24 protein-coding genes are annotated in these 22,614 nt (G+C 59.8%); 10 read left to right on the plus strand and 14 right to left on the minus strand.

What is annotated here, in order from left to right; translation table 11 throughout:
• Window positions 1-1,027: hypothetical protein (locus PK98_RS17135; protein WP_039097990.1), on the plus strand; the 1,027-nt coding region annotated here is incomplete at its 5' end.
• A gap of 41 nt (window positions 1,028-1,068) precedes the next feature.
• Window positions 1,069-1,905 (plus strand): ASCH domain-containing protein, encoded by an 837-nt coding sequence (locus PK98_RS16165; protein ID WP_052208952.1) that lies wholly within the window; start codon window positions 1,069-1,071, stop codon window positions 1,903-1,905.
• A 469-nt stretch (window positions 1,906-2,374) separates the two neighbouring features.
• Here the strand turns inward: PK98_RS16165 and PK98_RS15570 are convergent, their stop codons facing one another.
• The 12 genes from PK98_RS15570 to PK98_RS16920 all read right to left on the minus strand — a co-directional run bounded on the left by PK98_RS15570 (window position 2,375) and on the right by PK98_RS16920 (window position 12,592).
• Window positions 2,375-3,328 carry a replication initiator protein A gene (locus PK98_RS15570; RefSeq protein ID WP_039097991.1) on the minus strand — a complete coding sequence of 318 codons (954 nt, stop codon included), beginning with the start codon at window positions 3,326-3,328 and terminating at the stop codon, window positions 2,375-2,377.
• Entirely contained in the window at window positions 3,325-3,651 is a 327-nt protein-coding gene (locus PK98_RS15575; protein WP_235425561.1) for a hypothetical protein, read from the minus strand. Before PK98_RS15575 ends, PK98_RS15570 begins: the two co-directional genes overlap by 4 nt.
• Complete coding sequence (locus PK98_RS15580; RefSeq protein ID WP_039097992.1) at window positions 3,648-4,301, minus strand: ParA family protein; 654 nt, start codon at window positions 4,299-4,301, stop codon at window positions 3,648-3,650. Before PK98_RS15580 ends, PK98_RS15575 begins: the two co-directional genes overlap by 4 nt.
• A gap of 96 nt (window positions 4,302-4,397) precedes the next feature.
• Window positions 4,398-4,703, minus strand: a complete 306-nt coding sequence (locus tag PK98_RS16915) for a hypothetical protein (RefSeq protein WP_161792463.1) — start codon at window positions 4,701-4,703, stop codon at window positions 4,398-4,400.
• A gap of 347 nt (window positions 4,704-5,050) precedes the next feature.
• Entirely contained in the window at window positions 5,051-5,809 is a 759-nt protein-coding gene (locus PK98_RS15585; RefSeq protein WP_039097993.1) for a hypothetical protein, read from the minus strand.
• Window positions 5,802-6,584 carry a hypothetical protein gene (locus PK98_RS15590; RefSeq protein WP_039097994.1) on the minus strand — a complete coding sequence of 261 codons (783 nt, stop codon included), beginning with the start codon at window positions 6,582-6,584 and terminating at the stop codon, window positions 5,802-5,804. The genes PK98_RS15585 and PK98_RS15590 overlap by 8 nt, the downstream gene beginning before the upstream one ends.
• Window positions 6,581-8,416 (minus strand): hypothetical protein, encoded by a 1,836-nt coding sequence (locus PK98_RS15595; protein WP_039097995.1) that lies wholly within the window; start codon window positions 8,414-8,416, stop codon window positions 6,581-6,583. The genes PK98_RS15590 and PK98_RS15595 overlap by 4 nt, the downstream gene beginning before the upstream one ends.
• 106 nt (window positions 8,417-8,522) lie before the next feature.
• Window positions 8,523-9,758: a type II restriction endonuclease gene (locus PK98_RS16540; RefSeq protein ID WP_200885078.1), complete on the minus strand. Its 1,236-nt coding sequence runs from the start codon at window positions 9,756-9,758 to the stop codon at window positions 8,523-8,525.
• Entirely contained in the window at window positions 9,751-10,269 is a 519-nt protein-coding gene (locus PK98_RS15605) for a very short patch repair endonuclease (RefSeq protein WP_326998672.1), read from the minus strand. Before PK98_RS15605 ends, PK98_RS16540 begins: the two co-directional genes overlap by 8 nt.
• Entirely contained in the window at window positions 10,211-11,473 is a 1,263-nt protein-coding gene (dcm, locus tag PK98_RS15610; protein ID WP_039097997.1) for a DNA (cytosine-5-)-methyltransferase, read from the minus strand. The genes PK98_RS15605 and dcm overlap by 59 nt, the downstream gene beginning before the upstream one ends.
• 112 nt (window positions 11,474-11,585) lie before the next feature.
• On the minus strand, window positions 11,586-11,864 hold the full coding sequence (locus PK98_RS15615; protein WP_039097998.1) for a hypothetical protein: 279 nt from the start codon (window positions 11,862-11,864) through the stop codon (window positions 11,586-11,588).
• A 170-nt stretch (window positions 11,865-12,034) separates the two neighbouring features.
• Window positions 12,035-12,592 (minus strand): hypothetical protein, encoded by a 558-nt coding sequence (locus PK98_RS16920; RefSeq protein ID WP_152608779.1) that lies wholly within the window; start codon window positions 12,590-12,592, stop codon window positions 12,035-12,037.
• Window positions 12,593-12,753: 161 nt separating this feature from the next.
• Between PK98_RS16920 and PK98_RS16170 the strand changes: the two genes are divergently transcribed.
• The 3 genes from PK98_RS16170 (at window position 12,754) to PK98_RS16925 (ending at window position 14,954) form a co-directional block, all read left to right on the plus strand.
• Window positions 12,754-13,188, plus strand: coding sequence for a hypothetical protein (locus PK98_RS16170; protein WP_052208957.1), 435 nt, complete (start codon window positions 12,754-12,756; stop codon window positions 13,186-13,188).
• Entirely contained in the window at window positions 13,185-14,150 is a 966-nt protein-coding gene (locus PK98_RS15630; protein WP_039098000.1) for a tyrosine-type recombinase/integrase, read from the plus strand. The genes PK98_RS16170 and PK98_RS15630 overlap by 4 nt, the downstream gene beginning before the upstream one ends.
• Window positions 14,151-14,393: 243 nt before the next feature.
• Entirely contained in the window at window positions 14,394-14,954 is a 561-nt protein-coding gene (locus PK98_RS16925) for a hypothetical protein (RefSeq protein ID WP_152608780.1), read from the plus strand.
• A 92-nt stretch (window positions 14,955-15,046) separates the two neighbouring features.
• Here PK98_RS16925 and PK98_RS15635 read toward each other — a convergent pair whose 3' ends face one another.
• Window positions 15,047-15,937: a tellurite resistance TerB family protein gene (locus PK98_RS15635; protein WP_052208959.1), complete on the minus strand. Its 891-nt coding sequence runs from the start codon at window positions 15,935-15,937 to the stop codon at window positions 15,047-15,049.
• Window positions 15,938-15,974: 37 nt separating this feature from the next.
• Complete coding sequence (locus PK98_RS15640) at window positions 15,975-16,397, minus strand: hypothetical protein (protein WP_039098001.1); 423 nt, start codon at window positions 16,395-16,397, stop codon at window positions 15,975-15,977.
• Between the two features lie 370 nt (window positions 16,398-16,767).
• Between PK98_RS15640 and PK98_RS15645 the strand changes: the two genes are divergently transcribed.
• From PK98_RS15645 to PK98_RS15660, 5 genes are all read left to right on the plus strand, one after another.
• Complete coding sequence (locus tag PK98_RS15645) at window positions 16,768-17,424, plus strand: hypothetical protein (protein WP_039098002.1); 657 nt, start codon at window positions 16,768-16,770, stop codon at window positions 17,422-17,424.
• Window positions 17,424-18,833 carry a hypothetical protein gene (locus PK98_RS15650; protein WP_039098003.1) on the plus strand — a complete coding sequence of 470 codons (1,410 nt, stop codon included), beginning with the start codon at window positions 17,424-17,426 and terminating at the stop codon, window positions 18,831-18,833. Before PK98_RS15645 ends, PK98_RS15650 begins: the two co-directional genes overlap by 1 nt.
• A 326-nt stretch (window positions 18,834-19,159) precedes the next feature.
• Window positions 19,160-20,347 (plus strand): helix-turn-helix domain-containing protein, encoded by a 1,188-nt coding sequence (locus PK98_RS15655; RefSeq protein ID WP_039098004.1) that lies wholly within the window; start codon window positions 19,160-19,162, stop codon window positions 20,345-20,347.
• A complete protein-coding gene (locus PK98_RS16930; protein ID WP_152608781.1) occupies window positions 20,344-20,649 on the plus strand; it encodes a hypothetical protein in 306 nt (101 codons plus the stop codon). The genes PK98_RS15655 and PK98_RS16930 overlap by 4 nt, the downstream gene beginning before the upstream one ends.
• A 30-nt stretch (window positions 20,650-20,679) precedes the next feature.
• Entirely contained in the window at window positions 20,680-22,578 is a 1,899-nt protein-coding gene (locus PK98_RS15660) for a nuclease-related domain-containing DEAD/DEAH box helicase (protein ID WP_039098005.1), read from the plus strand.
• The last annotated feature ends 36 nt before the right edge of the window (window positions 22,579-22,614 follow it).

Here is a 22,614-nt window from a genome sequence, read left to right on the forward strand (position 1 = left end):
CGCCAGCTATGCCGAGGCGCTGGAGCTGGTCCAGCAGGGCTTCGCCATCCGCATGTCGGACGGCCGCTCGGCCCCCAGCCTGGTCGCGGCAGGCTCGCTTGAGCTCGTGGACGGCCCTGTGGCGTCGCTGGACGATCTGTGGACCTTCACCATGCCCGAGGTGCCTTTCACGCTGGAAACCGTGCTGGAGGAACTCAGGGAGCACATTCAGTCGCAGGCTTCCGACATCGGCTGCATCGCAGGTGACGAGGCGGCGAGCGCCTTCCTCGGCTTCCCGTTCGACTGGCGGGACGACAGCGAAAGCCCGGAAGCCCGCGAGCGGATCGACCTTGCCTGCTTCAACATGACCCGCATCGTCACTGCGGCCTGGCACAGCGCCTTCCGCCCGACGCCGGCAAGCCCGGCGATCGCGGGGGAAGATGTCGACGAGCTGGAGCAGATCCTGTGCGCCTCCCTGGTCCGCTTCGGCCGCCGGCATGGATCCCCGCTGGACCGGGACGGCAGCGCGCTGCAACGCACGATCCTGTCCGCCTATTATCGCTGGCAGATCGCCGATGGCTGCTTCCTGCCTGAAGATGCCCTGCCCGACAGCGGCAGGCCCGATCACAGCGTGACGGAAGCGATCGGCGCGCTCACCGGCATGCCGGCAACTGCGGTACGCAACACACTCAGCCGCGACGGGTTGAGCCTGGTCCGCTCCAAGCTCGACCGGAACGCACTGATCGACTGGATCGTCACGCGCCGCAACTTTGCGCCGCTGCGCGAAAGTGAGACTTCGGAAGGCCGTTGGGCGTGGTTCGTCGCCGGGGATCTGCATTTCACCCCCGGAGACGACGGCTTCGCCAAGGTTCGGCAGCGGGTACACTCTGCCACGCCCGATCTGCAGGCGAAGGAGGCGGCTATCGTCGCCCGCCGCGCTGCAGGCGAGATGCCGACCCATGCCGAACTGCGCCGCTATGCCGAGGCGCTGCAGGTCTCGCCCGACAGCCTGATCGAGGCGCTGCACAGCTACTGGCAGCCGGCCTGATGCACCCGCTCCCCTTCCCGGCCCCGCTCACGAAAGACCCCATGACTCAGACACAAGCACCCACCCAGGCTCTGATCATCGACGAACCATGGATCGGCCACATCATGGCCGGCCGCAAGGATTGGGAGATGCGCTCCCGCCCGACGACTAAGCGTGGCACCATTGCGCTGGTGCGGAAGGGTAGCGGGCAGGTGGTCGCCACCGCCCGGATCGTGGACTGCCTGCCGGCGTTGTCCGCCGCCGACATGGTCGTCCACGCCGATCGCCACTGCATTCCGGCCGGGATGATCGCGCAGGATGGATACCGGTGGTTCACCCCCTGGGTGCTGGCGGATGTGCGGGTGCTGCCCACGCCGGTGCCCTATCGCCATCCGTCGGGTGCGGTGACTTGGGTGGATCTGCCATCGGAGGTGCAGGAGCGGATCGCCGCAGGCGGGATGATCGCTGCCGGCGGTGCGGCACCCCGCCCGATGGCGCCACGTCCACACACCGTCCACCCTGCTCCGCAACCGGTGCGTGTGCTCAGTCCGGCAACGGCTGCCGTTACGTCTTCTCAAATCGTACCCACCGGCATTCGCATTCCGTTGAGTGGTGGCAATCTGCGTAACGGGCATTTCAGTCTGCGCCCGGCCCGCCACCTGCTGCCGCTGGACAGTATCGGAGGCTCCAGCAGGGCGGAAGCGGGCCGGCCGGTCTTGGTCATCTTTACGCCTGGCATCACGGTCGAGACCGACATCGCCGGCGACAAGATGATCCTGCGTGAACGTGGCGCTGTGCGCGATTTCTATCGGCAGATGGATGCAGCGGAGGGTGACGAGATCTTGCTGCAGCAGACAGGAGATCGCAGCTTTGGTGTTTCTCTACTGCGGAAGGCCTAACCGAGTCCGCCAGTCCGGACTGTAGCGCTTCATTGCGACGGCGTGTTGCCTGTGAGGGGAAGTGCGGCCCTGCCTCCTTCACCCTCCTGCCAAGCCCCTTCGGCCGTAAGGCCGGTCTTTCTGGCGTTTGTACACATTTGCGTGATGCGCGGAGCCGTTAAGGGATTCTGTTAGATAGAATCTGTTAAACAAGTTAAGCCTGAAAAATGCCTCAGAAAATGGCTATTTTCTGCGGGTCTCAGGGATGGCTCGGTGGGTGAAACCCCGTGTTTCGGTGGGTGAAACCCCGATAGTCCGGTGGGTGAAACCCCGAAGCTTTGGTGGGTGAAACCCCGGTAATCTTTGGTGCTTATCCACAGGCTACGAGCGTTTTGAAGTGGTGGATTGTGCCATCCTATTGGCTTTTGCCTGCTTCTACAGCTCCCTTGGCTAGCAGTTCTCAGATCAACGGTGGGTGAAACCCCGATAGTCAGCGCTGCTTTGCCAAGCGGTCCATACGAGCGTCCACCTCGTTTGCATGCCGGCGTTCGGCCGCGAAGCGCTCGCGACTTGCCTCCGCCTCCCGCATCTTTTCGGCAAAAACCAATGCTTCAGCTTCGCCTCTGAGGCGGAACTGCACGGCAGGGCTCTTGTCGGCTGTTTCGGTGAGCTTCATACCATACTCGGGGAGCTGATCGGCTTCGACCACCCGGCGCAGCATTCGGTTGAACTCCTTGGGCTGTGCGTCGCTACCTGTCTTGTCATGCAGCACCTCGACGCGGCACACCCACCCACCGCGCTGCAATCCCGCGTGTTTGCGGGCGATGCGGTACAGGGCGCGTTCCAATCCTCCTGACAGAAGAAAATAATCCGGGTGCATCGTTAGAAGCGATTTCTCGTTCACGATCCCGTCGTAAACCCAATCCGACAGGGTGAGCGTCATGCCTCGCGGCTGCTCCGTTTCGGCGTCGGTGTCGAAGGTCCAGCTGTCCAGCCAGTTGAAGCCCGCTTTCTGCCGGCGCTTAGTGGCGCGGATAGACGTCGTGATGGAGGTCGTCTGAAGGCGCAGAAGTGCCGCCTGAAGCTCCTGATAGTCTCGTCCGCCCGTGCTGCGTTTGATGGCTCGCAACAGGTCGTAGGGGGTAGTGGTTAGGGTGCGAGGAAGGTCATTCACGCCTTCTTGCTTCATGCGGTTGAGCGTCGAAGCAGCCCAGATCAGGATATCCGCATCCCAGATTGTCGCCATTCCATATTCGGCGATGGCCTGGACGCGCACCCACGCCTCCCCATCCGGACTTTGATACTCGATCGGCTTGAGGCGCTTACGCTTCTGGAGCGAAAAGAACGGACGCTCCATCACTTCCCGCTGATCTTTCAGCGGGAGGTCGCCGAGCGCCGGAATGAACAGGTCGAACTCGGGGTTGGGGTCGCGCCGCTTGCTCACGGAGCGAACTTAGTATGGCCGCGCTTGACCAAATACTGGCGCAGCAGCCGCTCGGTGATGACGGTAAGCGGCTCTCCGCCCTCTTCCACGCTGAGCTGACGCAGCGTGCGGTGCATATCTTCCGGGATGTGGATCAGCACTGGCTTCTTGCCGGGATGGCTGCTCCGTTTAGTCGGGGCAACATTTTTGCGCTTGCGTGTATCATGGGTAATCGCGTGTGCTACCGGCTCTGCTTCGGGTGGAGAAACGGCAGCCGTCATGTGAGCCGTTTCCGGCTCATCATCAAAGATGCCCGCCAATGCAGAAGGCTTCCTCACCATCATGCGTCCTCGCTTATTGGCTTATTAGCATATCCGCTTAGTCGCTTAGCCTCACTGTAAGCGGCTCGCAACTCGGCCGCGGCCTTGCTGTCAGGTTCCGTCTCGGTAGCGGTTTTGCCGAGTGGCGTGGCCTTATAAAAATCCTTGCGGAAGTGAAGGCGGCTATCAAACACAGTGACACCTCTAGCGGCGAAGCCGGCGCGAGCCTCCTGTCCTTCCCCCCCCTGATGCGGCACCTGGGTTAGTATCACGGCGAACGGCGTCCCAGCCTGCTGCACTTGCTTGACGGTTTGCAGCACCGAATGAACGTCGAGGCCGCGCGGCGCCACCGGGATGACAACGAAGTCGGCCTGCTCGGCCGCAAGCATTGCAATGTCTTTCGAATTAGCCGGGGTATCGATGATAATGAGGTCGATCTTACCGCTGCTGCGCCCCCGCGACACATGAAGAGGCAGGCCGGCAACGCTGCTGTCCTTCACCATCACGTCCTCGGCGTCACGACGCTCCGACCAGTAGAGCGCCGACCCCTGTCGATCGTCGGCATCAAGGATTACAACGGCCGCCCCTTCTCGAGCCGCTTCAACCGCAAATCCGGTAGAGAGGGTGGTTTTTGACTGCCCCCCCTTTTGCGCAATCACAGCCCAGACCTGCATACAAACTCCCAAAAAGCGACTAAGCGACTAAGCGACTTATATCGCTTACTAGCATAATGAGTTAATAGCTTAGTAGCAAGGTCGGCGGTTAGCGGCTTAGGTACCTGGCTCCTCATCTTCGCTAATGGGGCTACCAGCGGCAACGTCCTGCGCGTAGCCAAGAAAGTCGCGTTCGGAATGCATCCAGAAGTGATCAACCTTGCCAGGTCCAAGGTGCGTATGCGCTGTTGACCAAAACGCTTGTGTTGCAACGGCCAGACCGTCCGTATCAATTGCGTCGTTGACCCAAGTCGCCGTGTTTGCTTTTTTGCCGAACCCTGCGGCTTGAAGAACGGTAGCAAGTTTGTTTCTGAGGTGACTATTCTGATCGCCATCAATTGAGAAACGGATAATTGCCTGCATCGTTTTGTCCTTGCGAGAAGACTGGGTGAGTTTGAGCGCCGCCTCAATAATGCGAGGCGGCATAGTAGCATAGTCGCTTAGCACTAAGCGGCAAGCTGGTGTCACTTTTCCCTGCGTCACTCAAACAGATTGCCTCCGTATTTCCAATCGCCGGCAGCTCGTCCTTCACCAGAAGCGTCGCCGGGGAATGAGGAGGCTTATCGTTATGGGCACCCTAGGCGCGTACTGGCAAAACCTGCCCTGAGAATAGCGCTGATCGTCAAGAGCAATCGCATGCCGCGGTCTGGCGGCAACTCGGCAGCCCACGAGTTACGCGTAATTTAACTGGCCCTTGCCTTGGCGGGCCTTCACGCCTCAGCCGGCAGCTTCCATCGGTTAAACTCTTTTGGCAGGAGCTCGATAAACTGCTCCGGTGTACAATCTCTCAGATCATAGGTCAGATCGAGTTGTTGGACGATCGTTGCCAAGCGCCGTGGAGAACCTGCACCAGAACCGCCGGCACCCTTCCGTGGGCGTTGCTCATCTTCACTGAAGTATAGTCGATAGGCGCCCTCAATAAGCGTGGCATTGCCAAAAAGGCTTTGCCGAGAGGCGAGTTGCTCTACGATCTCGCCGGATCCAGCGAGGGGAGGTCCATCGGTGCTCCGCGACTTCAGCAGGATCTTGCCGTATTCGCCGTGCAGACTGACCGCCATCCAAGCCATTCGAACCAGATGGCGATAGTACTTTGTATGCGAGAACGCGGCATCGAGGATGTATGCCTCATCCCGGCGAGGCCGACGGATATCGTCACCTCCAGCGGCACAAAGCTGATCGAAGAACCGCAGCGAAAGCCAGTTCCAGAGGTGGTAATCCCTTGGAAGCGTGTTCTGCTGTAATGGAGCCAGCAAGTCCCTCAGCCATATGCCGAACCTGAAGCGGTCGCTTAAAGCGTCCTCTGGGAGGTCAAGCGGTAGCATCACCCTGCCTGCGACCGGTTCCGAGAAAACCGGATCTGTTAGCAGATCGGACGGGGGCTGAATCTTCGCCCCGTTACGGATCCGCTCGATATATTCTCGAAAGTGATCAATTCCCTCGTCAGTGAGCCTGCGCAACGGTTCAGTCATTGTTTGACCCTTCCTGCTGGTCACCAAACCCCTCGGTACGCGTGGCAAACCGCTGCTGCGTCGCAAAACTCTGGCAGGCGTTCAGTACAAGATTACGTCGTTCATCGGCATCCAGCAGCTCCTCCGGCTCAGTTCCCGTGGCAGCCCGGTACCAGGTCAGCCAGTCATTGACCCACTCGTCGTCTTCCGTACCGGAACCCAGTGGATCAAGCAGCCTGTCGAGGATCAGGGCAATAGCGGCAGGCAGGATCGCTCCCTGGATGAGCGGATCGCTTTTCAGCCGGACAAGCGCATTCGGAACCCGGCTGTTCAGGACTAGGACCGGGCGGGCGTCGGGTGACATGTCGAGCTGCCATACCAGCTCGCCAAGATCGCGTGACTCAACCGGAAGGAGCGAGCGCCGGTTGTCGTCACCCTCGACAGAGTTGACAGGACTGATCGCTCTGGCGGCAGCCAGAATCCGGCCGATGTTCTCACTTTCGTCTACGACTTTCACATCGAATAGGACGGGAGATCCAGCGTCGATATCGACAAGTCCGGTGTCAGACGGCGCCCGAAGAGTAGCTACGGTTCCATAGTCGAACCGCATGAAGGAGGACCTCGCGTAAGGCTCGACATAAATCCTAGCGTCCGCTGGCAGGTTCATGTCGTCAAGCCCTGTCAGCTCGGCCGAGAAGCGGCGGGTACCTCCGGGAACTGCCGGATCTTCAATCCTGATGATGACCTGATCCAGCGTCAGTTTTTTGCGGCCCGTCGAGTTGATCGTCCGCTTCATGCCCTCACCCTGTTTGATTGGACGATAACATCGCGATTGGGATCGAAGCCGCTCACGGTGACACTGAAATCGGGAGCATCAGCCTCAATCAGCAGGACATTGTCAGCGGCAGGTTGGCTGGTGGCTCCCTCAGCCTGTATCCCGATGTCGGTTGGCCCGGTCAGACTGAAATCGTTGCGATCGTACCGCTTGAACGCATCGCCGCGGGCAATCGCGTAAGCCATCCGGACATTGATAGACATCGGCATTTCGGAAGCTGCGCTCTCGCCCGCTCCCTTCACTGTAAAGCCGCCCACGTTGGGAATGATCCGATACGGTCGTGGCGTCGGCTCCGGCGGGGTCGGAGACGGGGGGCTGATTGGATTTGGAACCTTCCGCTTTTTTGCCGTGGCAGGCTTCGGAATGTGCAAAAGGGAAATCAGCGCGTCCGGATCAATGATATTCTCCGAGTTGCCTACCAGCTGATCCAGCTTCCGGGCACTGTGCCGAATTTTTGGCAGTGTTGAACCGGGGGTTCGCCATCGGGCCATCAGCTTCTCCGCGCGTCCGTTCCAACTGGTGTGAGCAGGATTCTCTGCGTCGCGCAGAAAGGAACTGACGACCTTGTCCGAAGCTACCACAGCCGCGAAAACGTGCGGATTTGTGAAGTAGCTGGCCTCATTCGGGACTGTGATCGAATTTCGAATGAACAGCGGTACCGGGCTGGCACCGGCCGGGGCCGGTTGCAGAAAAACATCGAAGCTTCCTGTGAGCCGGCCTTCAGCCATTGAGTTGCAGGCAATTGGCAGGCGGAAATGAAGCAACTCTCCACGCAGATATCGCGCCCGCAACTCCTGAACGAGAGCCGCATCCAGCACAGCCTCCAACCCGGCAGAGCTATCCCAGCCATCCGGTACATTGACCGGTGCATCCGCCGTCCTGGCGGCGTCCAGCGCCTTGATGAAGGCAATCATGTGACCGTCTTTCAGCACTGCCGCTGGATACCGTTCCGCCAGTTGCTCAAGGGTCTCCGCCGAGATGGTTTCATCGCCGATCTGGATGATCAGTTCGCCCGTCAGGATCGGAAAAAAGTAATGCTCGATCACAAAGGGGATCAGCGTTTCAATCGTGATCTCTTGGCGGGGAAAAGGGATTGCGATGGACAAGCCGGGCTGATCTGTACGGGCGAATCCGCTCGCACGACGAAACCGTTCTACTGTTGTGTCATCAACCGCTGGCACCTGAATGCCATCCTGCCCGAGGTTGCAGAAAAAGCCGTGCGGCACATAGCGCCTGCCATCCAGAACGTGCGTGCTGAGGATCGTCTGCCCCATCAGTTTGGGTTGACGCGAACTGTCGTCACTCCTGATCGTCAGTCCAAAGAAGCATCGGAGGGTCGATGAAACTGGGAACACCAGCTTCCCCAAACCCCAGCTGCCACCCTTGCCGCTACTCTTGTGTGACTTGCCAACGCGGCGCCAGAAATCGGAGAACTCACGTTCATCGCGTTCCTCGGTAGCGCCACGCAGGCCTGTGGTCCCGAAATCCTCGATTAGCAGAAAGCGAGGGGCGTCCAGCCTAACGCCCTCGATCGAAACGCCACTGGCATCCAGATGGTGGCGAAAGCCGGTAAACAACTCCTCCCAGAATTCCCGGTCGGCGGTGCTGTTATGAAAAGCGATGCGCACGCGGAGCGCCTGATCGAAACTTGGAGCCCGCGCATCCATCACATTCTGAAGTGCTTCCCTGACCAAAGTCGCGGTCAGGGGCACCTTATCGGTATCAAACTGGTCCTTCTGCGTTAGCTCCTGCTCGACGTCTCCAGGCCTGATTTCTTGAAAATGTAGCTGCATCCCAACTCCGCCAAGTCACCACTTCTGCACCATCCTCAGACAAGAAAGCGGAATGTGGGGGCGATCACAAGGAGATCGTCAGCAAAGGCCAAGACATCCAACCTTGTTATCCTGCTAGTGGCAGAAGCCGCACATCGCCGATAAAGCTTTCCAGCGTTTGGAGGTGAGGCCGAACACCCTTGGGGAACGTGTCGATGATACCCGCCGGCACTACGAGCTGCACACCCGCATTCGTCATCTCGCGAAACTGCGGCTCCGACACACCCTCCTGTAACGTCAGCAGGTGCTTGGCAGGTATACGATCAGCCTCGTTGAGAATTTGCCGCCAGCGATCCTTGCACGTCGTTTTGACCGCCAGCATCCGGAGCCGTTCAGCTGGAAAATCGGCATCGCGATAGGCCGCCACTGACGGGAACAGAAAGTCGGGCCGCTTGCCGGGCTCAGACTCCGGCTGATGAACAAAGTGCGTTCCTTCAACCAGTCGCTCCTCCACGAAGATCGCGCGTGTATGCAGCTCCAGCGATCGACCAGACCTCGCCTTGCGGCGCTGGAGGATAGTCTGCGCGCGCGCTACAAAGTCGTCCACCGTTGCGAAGCCGGCCTGAATGAACGGCAGCTCGATCGCCTGCTCGACGCTGCGAAAAATCTCGAACTCGCAATCACGCCTACGGATCAGCCGCTTGTCGGGATCAAGACCGGCATCAGCACGCAGTTCGACCGCCTTGCGGATAATGTCAGCGCCCGACGGAAACTTTGCCCGCCACGCCACAGGAATTTCATCATGAGTCAGCCAGCAGTTCGCGCGCGCCGCTGGCGCCTGCAACAGACCGAGCAAGCCATCTTGCACCCGCGGCCACAGCAGCCACTTGCCTGGCTCGACCGGTCCGACCCGGTCCTCGACAAGATCCTCTTCCGTCTCATGCCGGCAAACCCAAACGTGGCAGTCGGGCACCGCGGCCGGATCGACCTTGCTGAAGGCAAAAATGGTCAGCGCGCCGGTGCTTTCGGGATCAAGCAGTGCGGAGGTTTGCCCACCAAAGTTGGTCAGCCGCGTCTCGTTGCGCCCGCTCTTGGGATTGTCGTGAAGCTTGTTGTTGTACCAGACCGCCCGGACCCGCTGATGGTCAGGATGGGAATCAACATAGAGGTCGAACCATACGTCCGGGTTCTTCACCGCCGGCTGATTGAGCATCGGGAAGAAGTCGAACAGGACCTCGCGCGGGATATAGGGTCCGGCCTGGTGGCTGTCGTTCGCCAAAGTGTCGTTGCCGGACAGGCGCTTCACATACCAGACGAACCCCGGTCCGCCGTACTCATCCAGCCACTCAACAAGATCACCCACCGGCACGATCCGTCCCCCTGATTTCACCTTGCCGCTGATCGGAGCGCAGCCAGTCGGCCGCAAGCAACACGACGGCATCGGCCCCGATCCTGCCGGGGCCTTTCATTGAACATTCCCAGATTTTGAGCACGCGCCATCCGGCATGGTCAAGCGCGACCTCCACCTCGGCGTCGCGCTCCTGATTGCGGCCGATCTTCTGCCGCCAGAACTCCTGCCGGGTGCCTGGCCAGCGGAACAGCGAACAATCATGGGCGTGCCAGAAGCAGCCGTGGATGAAGACAGCCGCTCGCCAGCGCGGCAGCACGATATCCGGCTTTCCGGGCAATGCGCGATCGTGCAGCCTGAAACGGAAGCCGGCGGCATGAAGGCCGCTCCGCACCACCAACTCGGGCTTGGTGTTCTTCCCCTTGATCCCGGCCATCATGCGGCTGCGCGTCGCCGCATCGACTATATCACCCGGCAAGTGCCAGCTTTCGCTGAAGCCGCTCCGGTTCGATCTCCGCAGGGTCAAGCAGCCATGGCAGCATATGCTCGGCCACGGCCTTCACCACCGGCACCACGACGGCGTTGCCGAACTGGCGATAGGCCTGCGTGTCGGACACCGGGATAATGAAATCGCGGCCGTCCGGCTCATCAAATCCCATCAGCCGGGCACATTCGCGCGGTGTCAGGCGGCGGGGGTTCTTTCCCTTCTGCTCGACAAGGATTTCCGATCCGTCCTTGTAGTAGCGCGCCGACAGGGTGCGGGCGACGTCGTTGGGGCCGACCAGTCCGAAACCGAACCCGTTACCGGCCGCCTTATGCTTCTCGGCATAACCTTGAAGATAGCGCCACAGGTGATCGGTCAGCGTGTATTTCTCGGACACTGACGCGATGTTCCCGCGCGTGTAGGGGGCGTCCAGTTCCTCCGTACCATCCTCGGGATGCAGGATGGTGCCCAGCTTCGGCCCATTGAGCGGATCGGGCAGCACGAGGTCGGCAAAGGTGAAATCGTTCGGATCACGAAAGCCGACAATGAAAATGCGCTCACGCTGCTGGGGCACGAAGGCCTTGGAATTGATGACCTTCCAATGGACCTGGTAGCCCAGCTCCTCGGTCAACGTACGGTGAATGACCTCGAACGTCCGGCCCTTGTCGTGATTAACGAGATTTTTGACGTTCTCCAGCAGGAAGGCCTTGGGCCTGTGGTGCTGGATGATCTTCGCGACATTGAAGAACAGCGTGCCCTGCGTCTCATCGGCGAAGCCGTGGGGTCGATTGAGGGCATTCTTTTTGGACACGCCAGCGATTGAGAAAGGCTGACACGGAAAGCCCGCCAGCAGCAGGTCATGATCCGGGATGCTCTCCACCGGCACTTCGGTAATGTCGCCGGTGACCTCATGCTGGCAGTCATAATTGGCGAGATAGGTCTTCTGCGAATGGCGGTCCCACTCGCTGGTAAAGACGCATTCGCCCCATTCATCGAACCCGCGACGCAAGCCGCCAATGCCGGCGAACAGGTCGATAAAACGGAAGGCCTTGCCTTGCGGCTTTGCCGCCCGGCTCTCCCGGATTATGCTGTCCAGCAGCTTCACTGCCGCTTGCCGGGGAGGAACGTCGCCGCTTTCCCAGCGATACACCGTCCGGCGCGAGAAGCCCGATGTCGCCGCAAACGCATCGACGCTGATGCCTGCGCTGGTGCGAAGGCGGGAAAACTCGGAAACGGCTGAACGCAAGAGGCACCTCTGGGAAGATTTGTGCCACTGTGTCCCACACCGTTCCATAGGGCAAGAACAAATATGGAACCTACTGCAACTTTCGTGCAATTACTGGACGAGGGCAGGCGACCTACGGCTCTGGTGCAACGACATACAGAGTACCGCCAATGACGCGGTACACTATGAGCTCGGCCGCATCGTCTAGGCTGGCAACCTGCAGCCAGACTGGTCCTTGCCCCGGATCGGGCGGTCGATAGTCCGTGGTTGCTTCCAGCAGAGCCTGCATCTCGAACGGCATCGGCCGGAGTTGCATCTGTCCGGCAGGGTGGAGCCCGGTAAGAAAGGGCAGCATATCATGTCCTGCCCGCAGGCGCTCCATGATCGCGGCGAGTTCAGCAGTTTCGTGCATCGTCCCTGTCTGCCGTTGCCCTGATCTCTCGCAGCATTGCCTTATAGTCCCCGTCAGTGCGGATTGGGTGAATGTGCATGAGCTCACCTTTGCCAGACATGGTCAGAACGGGCCGACCGCCAGAGCATCGATCCGGTCGGTGGCGCGCGCCATGCGCGCCACCGTGAGTCTCACTTTACCAACAGCCGGCGGAAGCTTTGATAGGTGAGTTCGGAAACCTCTCCGATGTGATCAACATAGTTGCCTTCTTCATCAAATTCGCCGTCGTGACGCTCCCAGTTGATCAGGTAGCAATCGCTGTCGCCGGTCACCGTGGAAAGGCGGCGGGTCAGGCCACCCCATACCCCACGCAGTTCGCCAGGCTCCACACCGATTGCCTTGGCAACGTCGGCGAGATGGAACTGCCGGCTGTCGCTGTTGGCGATCACTTCCAGCGCTTTACGGGTCTTCTCTCCGCAGCCGGAATAGAATTCGCGAGCTTGCGCTGGCGAGAGCTGAGCGAAGTTTTCATCCTCCTCGTCGAGTATGCCGGCGGCAGAGGCTGGAGACGGTCTTGCCGCCTGCCCGAGAGTTGCCACAAGGAGCGCATCCTGAAGGTCGCGGGGGAGTGACCGGAGGGTGTCCGTTGTGATAAAGAGGCCATTGCTGTTCATAACTGTTCCCTGCTTGGTTCGGTTCAGGAGCACGAAGGCCTGCCAGCTGGTTCGTGCTCTGACAGCTTGATACATGCCCTATCATGTCCTTTCAACTGGAAAGGACATGATAGGGCATTTTCTTTTTCTAGTGCACAATTCTGCGCGGCAAACAGATCACCAGAGGGATTACCTGCGTTCCAACAGTATGTGATAATGTCCTTTATCATACGCTCAGGCGCAGCTAGATTCCGCCGATGAGCCGCTATCGATCGCAGGTCCGCGAGGTCATCAACCGCAACACGGTGATCAGCCTCATGCTGGAGCAGGGCTTCAACGCCTTTCTGCCGGTCTATGATGGCGGGATCGATTTCATCCTCCATCGCGAAAGCGACAACGTTACCCGCAAGGTCCAGCTGAAAAGCCGCTGGACCATCGACAGGAAGTACCTGGACCGCGAGATCTGGATCGCCTTTCCCCATGGCGACGACTGGTACCTGATGCCGCACGATACGATGGTGGCGCAGGCCGAGGCCGATGGGGTCACACAGACCGCCTCGTGGATCGACGGCGGTGCTTATTCCAAGCCGCGGCCGTCGCTGAAGGCGGTGGGCAGCTGGGCCGAATGGCGCCTGGAGGAAGTCGCCCGGGTGGCGGACATTGCCGCATATGAGCTGCAGACCGAAGAATGACCGCTTCTGTCGTCCTGGCAGCTGGCAGCGGCCCAAGTCTGCCGGTGCTGGTCGCCGCGGCGGACGAGCGGGCGCAGCTACGCTTCCTCGAGTTCTTCGCTGCTGCGATCCGCAACCCGCATACCCGCCGGGCCTACGCCCGGGCGGCCGGCGATTTCCTGGCCTGGGTCGAGGGGCACGGCGTGGCAGGCCTAGCCGGCATTGCCCCGATCCATGTCGCCGCCTGGATCGAGGAGCTCGGTCGCGAGCTTGCCCCGCCGACCGTCAAACAGCGGCTCGCAGCGGTGCGCCACCTGTTCGACTGGCTGGTGGTCGGCCAAGTGGTGCCAGTGAATCCGGCGGCGTCGGTGCGCGGTCCGGCGCATGTGGTACGCCGCGGGCGCACGCCGGTGCTGGAGGCGGCCGAGACGCGAACGCTGCTCGACACCATCGATATCTCGACCGATGCCGGCCTGCGCGACCGGGCGCTGATCGGGCTGATGGTCTACAGCTTCGCGCGGATCGGTGCGGCGCTGGCGATGCGCCGCGAGGACGTGTTTGTGCAGAATCGCCGGCTGTGGGTCCGCCTGCACGAGAAGGGCAGCAAGCGCCACGAAATGCCCTGCCACCACCAGCTGGAGGAGTATCTCCACGCCTATATCGAGGGCTGCCGGCTTACCGATCAACGCGGGCCACTGTTCCGGACGATCGCGCGCGGGACCAGGCAGCTGAGCGACACGCCGCTGCCGCAGGCCAATGCCTGGGCGATGGTACGCCGGCGCGCGAAGGCTGCCGGGATCGCCACCGCGATCGGCAATCACACCTTCCGGGCGACCGGCATCACCACCTATCTGAAGAATGGCGGCACGCTGGAGAACGCGGCTGCCATGGCCAATCATAGCTCAACCCGTACGACACAGCTCTACGATCGCCGGCGGGACGAAATCACGCTGGCAGAGGTGGAGCGGGTCAGAATTGTGTAGCACCCCTGTGCGTGGCTTTTGGGGACTGGAGCACGGTAGCACATGATAAGGTGTCCGCGGTGTGGCGCAGGCAGCGTCAAGAAGAGTTCGGCCATCTATGATCAGGGTATCTCGTCGTCCCGAGGTCGAAGCAGTGGCATTTCGTATTCAAGAGGCGGCCCCGGTGTCTGGGCCGGGCGCAACAGCAGCGAACGGATCAGCGGCGCCGCCGCGCTAAATGCATCTGCGGGTTGCGCGCTGGAGGTGTTCACTTTCTTCGGTGTTTTTGTCGTTGCTCTCCTAATCGGCTTCTCCATCGCCGATGATGTTGCTTCGTTCATCATGGCGGGTCCGATTGCGTTCGTTATCGCCGGCATCGCGGCGTTGGGCATAGGCATGTCCCAAACGAAGCAGCGCGCTGCCTCGCAGGCTCAGTATGACCGTCAATGGTACTGCTTCAAATGCGGTCATAAATTTGAAGTCGATCTTGACGGTGCGAGTGCGGATAGTCCCGGAACCGGCACTCCCATGCGCACCACAAGCGGGTCAGGATCAGGTGGCAGCCGTGCGGCGTATGCATCGCGGATTCTTAGTCCTGTCCAACGCGCCAAATCAGAAACGGAGAGGGATGGCACGTGGCTGAGGACGATTGCCGCACGGGCGAATGGCGAGCACCGCTCTTTTGATCCTTGTCGACCAACGGCTCTGGACCTTGGCGCTGTCTCGCGCCTCGCCTCACTCGGATACCTCACTTACGATCAGCAGACAGACATGTTCTCACTATCGGAGAAAGGCGCCGAACGGGTGATGAAGATGGCATCCTGAGTTCAGTGGGCGATCAAGGGGGAAGCACGCGCTTCCTGCCCCAGCCCTGCGATTGCAGCTAATCTCGACATTACCGCCCAAGGGCGCGGTGATCACCCATTGCGTTCGGCACGCGGCGACGATTTGGGCAACAGCCCTCCCAATGCCCTTGCGCTATTACCTACCCAACCAGCGGTACTCGCCGCGGTGTCCCTGACCTTGCTGGACATATCAGCCAGGCTCCCGCCGATTTGTGCGATGGCACTCTGGCTTTCTTCCTGCAGCACCCGCTCGATTGCCTCGAGTGCGAGTTCCTCCCGCTCATCCACAACGCCGTCGCTTGCAACCAGCTCGCGCAGGAACCTCATCAGTTCGGCCTGCATGGCAGGGGCATTGCAATCCGGGTTCGCGGCCTGGAACTGCGCCAGGTCGCGCGTGATGGTCTTCACCCGTGTCAGATCGGCGGATGGCGTCAGCGCATCCAGGGCATGGGCCACGTAATTTGGATCGAAGCCCCAATCCTGCACAAGGTGATCCTTGATGCAGGTGCGCTCTTCCGGATCGATCCGGCCGTCGATCATGGCGACGCGCAACGCAAGGCTACCCAGCAGATCGACAAGTGCGGCGCCCAGCACATCGATCGGCGTGTTGATGTATTTGGGAATGGTGTCCACGAAAGCGTCCGACTTGTTCGCGAACCAGCGCGACACGCCGTAATAGCCTCCGCCCGCCAGCACGGCCGCGGCGACGATCCAGCCAACCGGCGTGGCGGCAGTCGCAAGACCCAGCGCAGCGGCAAGACCTGAAGGTGCAAAGAATGTGCCGGCAACAGCCGAGGAGCTGGCGACGCCGGCCGCCGTGGCCGCTGCCCCTGCCGTCTCGTACGCGGTGAACAGATGCTTCTTGGCTCTGAGCAGCGCGAAAGCCTCTTCACCGATCTGCAGCCGCTGCTTGAACCGCAGGGGATCGGCGACAACCTGGGTCAGGTCACCATCGTCCAGCATCGGCAGTGGCGCTGGCGAAGAGGCCGGGCCGGCAGGCTCAGTCACGGGTGAGAGCTGCGTCGAGCCTGGTGCCGAACAGCTCGATCTGCTGTCCGAGGGAACTGTTGCGCATGTCGGTCAGCGCGCCCTGGCTGATCATGAAGGCGGTAAGAAGCGGCCCTACGACGGGACCAAGGACCACGCCGAGCAATGGGACCGATCCGACCAGCATGGTGACGGTGAGCCCCACGATCGCGCCCAGCGCAGTGGCCGGATGCCGCTTCATCATCTCGAGCACAAACGACAGGATCCTGCGGCCCACCTCCATGATGCGACCTGCAACATCAACGGTTGTATCGAGCAGTTGCGCCATCAGCACCTTGGCATCGGCCGATAGAGGAAGCCGTTCCAACCGGTTTTGCAGATCACGCCGGGTTGGCGGGTTCGTCCAGACTGCATCCGCAACGACAACCTTGGACATCTATGAGGGCTCCTTCAAAATTGGGAGGACAACGTGGTTTCTGCTCTGCTGTCAATGTCGCTCCGCACAGGCACGAGCGACCATGCAGCGCCGCTCCGAAAAGGAGCACCTGGTTTACTTGGCGCATGCTCGACAAGCCGGGCGGATCAAACCTTCGATGTAGTGCGATCCCCCTTTAAATCTCGTACAAAATACTCGTGCTTTCACCAGAGATGAGCGGCATGTCTCGCCCTACAAACCCACTCACGCAGCCGGCGGTCGTTAGAAACACCGGCAGGATGAGCATGGGCCAACCTTCCTGTGTGATCATTCCCGCCACCCGGTGAGGTGTGACAGCAGGGAAAGACCGCGCCATTCCAGGGAACAAGCCATGCTGAACCAGATCGTTGACGCATATCACCGGACCGCACTCCTCGAACGCGGGGCAATCTTCCCGGACACAAAGCTGATGCCCATCACTCGGCCGGAAGACGCGGCGATTGCGGCGCCGGGCTGGGTCGGCAAGCAATGGCAGCCCGGCGGTACGCTGCTGATGGCCATCAATCCAGGTGGAGGTGGCGATGCGTACCGCGTGAACCCCACGGATGAGCGGCTGTACGGGCTGTTCCATGCCTTCAAGGCGGCGCCTGCCGATCAGAGGGAAGAAGCTCTGGCCGCCCTGTCGGAGGCCTGGATTGGCATTCAGAAGACGCACAACATCTTCCGGCTCATCCGGCCGATACTGGAAGCACTGGGCGCTGGCAGTGAGGGTCTGGCGTTCCTCAACGTCCTGCCGTTCAGAACCCGCGGTGACGCGCCTGCTGGCAGCACGGTTCTGCGACAAGCGTGGAACGTGGCCACCTCACAGCAGGTCGCCGCACTGCAACCAGGGCGGATTATCGCGCTTGGCCGCAAGGCATTCGACGCCCTTTCGATAGTCGGTGCCACGAAGAAATTTGACGTGGTTTACCTGAAGCGCGCAATCGGCGACAGCTATGTCACGCCCGAGGCACAAACCGCCATTGCCGCCCTTCGGGATAGCCGGTGATGGGTGAGGTGATCCAGTTGCGCGATCGCGGAAAACGCAGATCCGTCAAACCAATTTTCCTCGAGGAGGATCGACTGGTCGCAGCCGTCGAGCAGAAGCTGGCCGAAGGCGAATGGAAACTTCGCCGGAAGCAGCCGCGTGACCGAGCCGACCTGATCGTCCTCGCACGCAACCTCGCGCAGATGTACAGGCGTCTTCCCCACGGGGAAAAGGCACGTGCGCTGCGCGCATCCGGTTTTGGTGGTAAAGATAACGAAGCTGCGATCAGCACCTATGCCAACAATCTGATGCTTCCGGCCGGCGTCGCCTCGTCGGATGACAAGCGGATAAGGCGCCTGTCGACCCGGGTTAAGCGCTACGTCAATGTCGCGGAGGCGATCGAAGGCGACCGACACCGGGCGCTATCCTATCTGTTCCGATGGACATCGTACGACCGGGCATCGTCCGACGACTGGCAGGGGAAGCTCAGTGCAAAGCTTCATCGGCTCGCCGTCGAGGTAGCGGCCAGCACTGATCTGCCGCGCTATTTCGACGAGGCATCTGCCGCCAACGTCTGCCTCGCCGATGATGGCAGCACATCATTTCGCGCCACGGGCTGGCTGTCCGAAACGTTTCACAAGGATGATTTCGCCCGGGTGCAGGCCGCGAACAGCGAGGGAGGCTGGCTTTACGATCGGAACGATAACGAAAAGATGCCCAGGTGCGGGGCGCCGCTATTCGTGCCCAAAGCCGCCATCGATACCAGCACCTGCAGCTGGATGGTGCGGCGTGCAGATGGGACAGCTGGCGAACTTGCATGCACCTTCACCTGCACGCTGTACGTCGCCCTGGTGCCGATCGCCGGTTCGCTTAACGAACCCTGCCGCGTTGAATGCTGGCTTTTCCTGCGGCCCAGCGTGGCGCTACGGTCCGGCAGGCTGCCGGTATGGCAGGTTGTAGCGGACTCGTCAGGAACGAGCATCAGGGCGGATGACGAAGTCTTCCACCCGGTGGATGAAGCAGCCTTCCGGACCTGGTCAGCCACGGAGGACGGTCGGCTGTTTGTTGAACACCCGGACGGGCCCCGCGCTCAAGGTGACCTGCTCATTGGGAGCTGGTGGTGTGTGCCGGCAACACCTTCTGCAGTCAGGCAATATCTTGCGAAGCCCAGGGCCGGCGGACAGCCGCTGGCGGCGGAACATGGAGAAGGCCTCCAAGCAGTGCTGGAAAACCCGGATGAGGAACCTGGAGAAACCGACCTTCACGCCTTAGCAGCAGACCTCTATCCCCCCCAAGATACCCTCGCGCTTGAGATCACATATGGCCTCATCGATCTTCGGGATCGCCTAACATCCGCAGCTGACGAGCTAATCGGAAACTTTCAGGTTCTGCAGCATCAGGTCCGATCTGCATCTCCCCTGTCGGACTGATCGGCGAGGCACATTTCCCCCCAATCCCTGCAGCTCGCCTCGATCAGGGAGCGGTTCATTCCCCCTCGAGGGGCAAGGTGATCAGTCGCTGCGCTTGCATGCGAGCGACGAGCGTACGCACCACCGGGTTGCGCTCGATCTGCGGCCACTGGCATGGACATGGTAATGTCCTATAATGTCTATCCTTCGGACAAGAAGCTGTCTTGAGAACTGCCAGAGTGCTGCCGCCGTGCCAAACGGCAACCTAGATGGACATGCATTATCCATATTAAGTCTATACCAAGTGGCTAGAAAGGAGTGACCAACTCACCCACAGGGAACACCTAATGGCTTTCAAGAAAGAACTGCTTAATCGGAAGATCACTGAGGCAGGCATCACGCAGGTCAAGCTTGCCGAACTCGTCGGTGTTGATCCACGTACCGTAAACCGGTGGCTACGTGGGGATAAGCCACCGAGGAACAGCTACATTAGAAAGCTGGCCAAAGAGCTGCATTGCAGGCCAGAGGATTTTGATCCTCGCTACGCCGACGGCGAAGATCAAATTCACATCGAAAGCCGGATCTCGGCGGCTTCGCACAATGCGTATTCCGTTATGAAACTGGCTTACGGGGTGGATGAACAGGCGATAATCGAACTGGCCCCCGTGCTCTTTTCCATCGTGGCTGCCAGAGCGGTGAATCTGCCCCACCGGGAGCAGGAACAGTATGCTGAACTTGTGAGATTGGCGGAGACCTGCGGCCTTCCACGACCTCACCGGTTCGACAACCATGTCGATGCTGAAAGCTTCTTGATCGACGAGCAGGCTGCGCAAGAAGGTAAGTGCTTCGGCCTTGAGGCAGAGGATCAGCTTCAGGCAGACCCCCGCAATCTGTTTGCGGAAGCCATGCGACGCCTGATTGGCGAAGCAAGTTCCGATGTAGAAATGGATCAGTATTTCGCACCCGCTGGCGCAACGCCAACGGCCTTAGGATTCAACCCTCATATTGTCTTGTACAACCGTATTGCTGAGGGAAATGACGAGATCGTCCGCAGGCTGACAATGGGTGATGTGCGCCTGTCTCGGAGCATCACCAAGGCTGAACTGAACGCGGATCACGACTTGAATGCGGCTGTGGAGATCATCCGCCAAGACCTGGCCGAACAGGCGACAAAACATCGAACGAAACTTGCCGCGCGACGCGAAAAGGAACTGCGCAGACTCGAAGCCTGGAGAGCGTCCTACCACGGGAATTATCCGGATCAGGCGAAAGAATACGATGATCTGGTCGCGGCCTACTGCAAGCCTGAGGGATGGTACCCTGACTACTTCAGTGTACCGGATCGAGAGGAAAACGATGCCTCCCCCTTCTCCGAAACCCGGTTCATTGATGATGACCTACTACGCGCGCGGCATGACGCCTCCGGGCGGGGTGAACTCTGGCTATCGTTCAACACCCCTGAAGCTCAGCGATTCCGCGAGTTGGAGCAGCATCGCCGAAGGAGTAGAAAGGAATTTCAGGAGATGGACCGGTGAGCAAGTTCCCACCTTCCATTATCGCCTCGCTCCCCCTGTTTGGCCCCACCCCACTCAGCCGTCATGGCGCGCTTCGCAGCCAACAGCGCTCAATTCCACCGCTTATTATCGATCTGCTGATCGACTTCGGGGAGGAGAGCTTTGCCGGAGAAGGATGCTACCGATATTTCTTTACGAAACGTACCTGGAGTTTTCTCATCCGGCGTGTCGGCTCCCGGGCAAAGGACTTGGAACGCTACCGTTCAGCCTATGCAGTGGTCAGTGAGGACGGCCAGTTAGTGACTGTAGGCTGGGTCCACTGAGTTGAACATTTTCCTTCGCAGAGGTTGCACATGACCCGGACAGTTCATCCGCCCAAGGACCAATTCGACAGATTGCGTCAACCACTGACCCTTGGGGAAAGGATCGTGTTCGACACGCTTGACGGTAACCTCGATGAAGAATGGGAAATTTACGTCCAGCCCCATCTTAATGGCCTGCGCCCAGACTTCGTGCTCCTGCACCCGAATATCGGGATCGCCGTGATCGAGGTAAAGGACTGGAATCTTGATGCGATGCATTACTTCGTGAAGACGCATCGCAGTGAGCGGAAGGAGATGTATGCACGAAAGGACGGAAAGGAGTTTCCAGTCGAAAACCCATTTACTAAGATAAATCAATACAAGAAGGCAATTTTCAATTTGTACTGCCCTAGGTTAAACCATAGGTTTGGATTCTCAGTGATTTGTCCGACTGTGATATTCCCTTTCGCAGACAGAAGCAGGACACTGCACCTGCAAGAACCTTTCCTCGAGAAGAAGGCCATAGAAAACCGGGATAATTGGTACCCAGTTGCTGGTCGGAACGAGCTTACGGGAAACAGATTGGGGAGGATCCTCCCCCTTTTGAACCGGGAAAATCACTCCGCCATGACACCGGCCATGGCGGATGATCTGCGAGGTTGGCTGGTGGAACCGGATTTTGCCAGCACCCAGCGGGAACCTCTGATGCTGGACAGGAACCAGCGGATGCTGGCTGAAACGAGGACATCTTCGGGATATCGTCGCATTAGAGGACCAGCTGGCTCCGGCAAATCGCTGGTGCTGGCTGCTCGTGCCGCAAAACTTGCCGACGAGGGCAAGTCCATCCTCATCGTCACGTTCAACATCACTCTCTGGCACTACCTGCGCGATCTGATCGTCCGAGGCGTGACATGCGAAGGATGGATGGAGAACATCACGTTTGTTCACTTCCACGAATGGTGCAAGCGCGTCTGCAGCGAACCGGCTTATTTAAGCGAGTACTCGAAAATCTTGGCTCCCATTCGTGAAATCGCGGATAATGACAGTCTCAGCGACAAGGAAAAGAAGCGCAGGATCTCCGCCATCAGTGGCCCCATTCTGGATGGAGCGGTGCCCCGGCTCGCCATGCAAGCGGCGAGAGCGAGCGTCGACAAGTTTGACGCCGTGTTTGTCGATGAGGGGCAGGATTTCCTACCTCTCTGGTGGGATGCTCTTCGCGAAATCTGTAAGCCGGATGGCGAAATGGTTCTGGTCGCAGATGCCACGCAGGATGTTTACGGCAAAGCTGGAGCATGGACTGATGAAGCCATGTCCGGTGCCGGCTTTAGCGGCGGGTGGGCAGAATTGAAGCTTGGCTACCGCGTGCCCACTACTACCGTAAGGCTGGTCAGCGACTTTGCGAACCGCTTTCTGCCCCCTGAACTCCGCAACCTTCCCTCGGAACCGGCTCAAGGGAGTCTTGAGCTCACCGATACGGTAGAATGGATCCAGTGCGACGTGCGACATGCTGTGAAGAGGTGCGTGGATGCAGTTCTCGCCATGCACAGGAGAACGGGCAGACAGGGGATGGCCAATGCTGACATCACGTTCCTGTGCAGCAGCATTGATCATGGGCAGTGCTTCATCAGGGATCTGACCACGTATTCCGCATTCAGAATGAATGTCGCACATACCTACACTCACAATAAAGGTGAGGAAGTACGACGAAAAATGGCGTTCTGGATGGGCGATGCCCGCATGAAAGCCACCACATTTCACAGCTTCAAAGGCTGGGAAGCGCGTCTACTCGTGGTCTATATTGCAGATGCTCGCGAGCTCGAGAGCCGTGCAGCTATCTATGCTGCGCTGACCCGCCTGAAGCGCAGCGAGCAAGGCAGCCATCTTACTGTTGTCTGCTCGGCGCCGGAACTAGCCGAATTTGGCGCGGCATACGCGGGGGCGGCTAATTGAGGCAACGCTGCTGCATCGGCATTTCCCCCGTCGGAA

The sequence above is a fragment of the Croceibacterium mercuriale genome, from assembly GCF_000802385.1.
GTDB lineage: Bacteria > Pseudomonadota > Alphaproteobacteria > Sphingomonadales > Sphingomonadaceae > Croceibacterium > Croceibacterium mercuriale.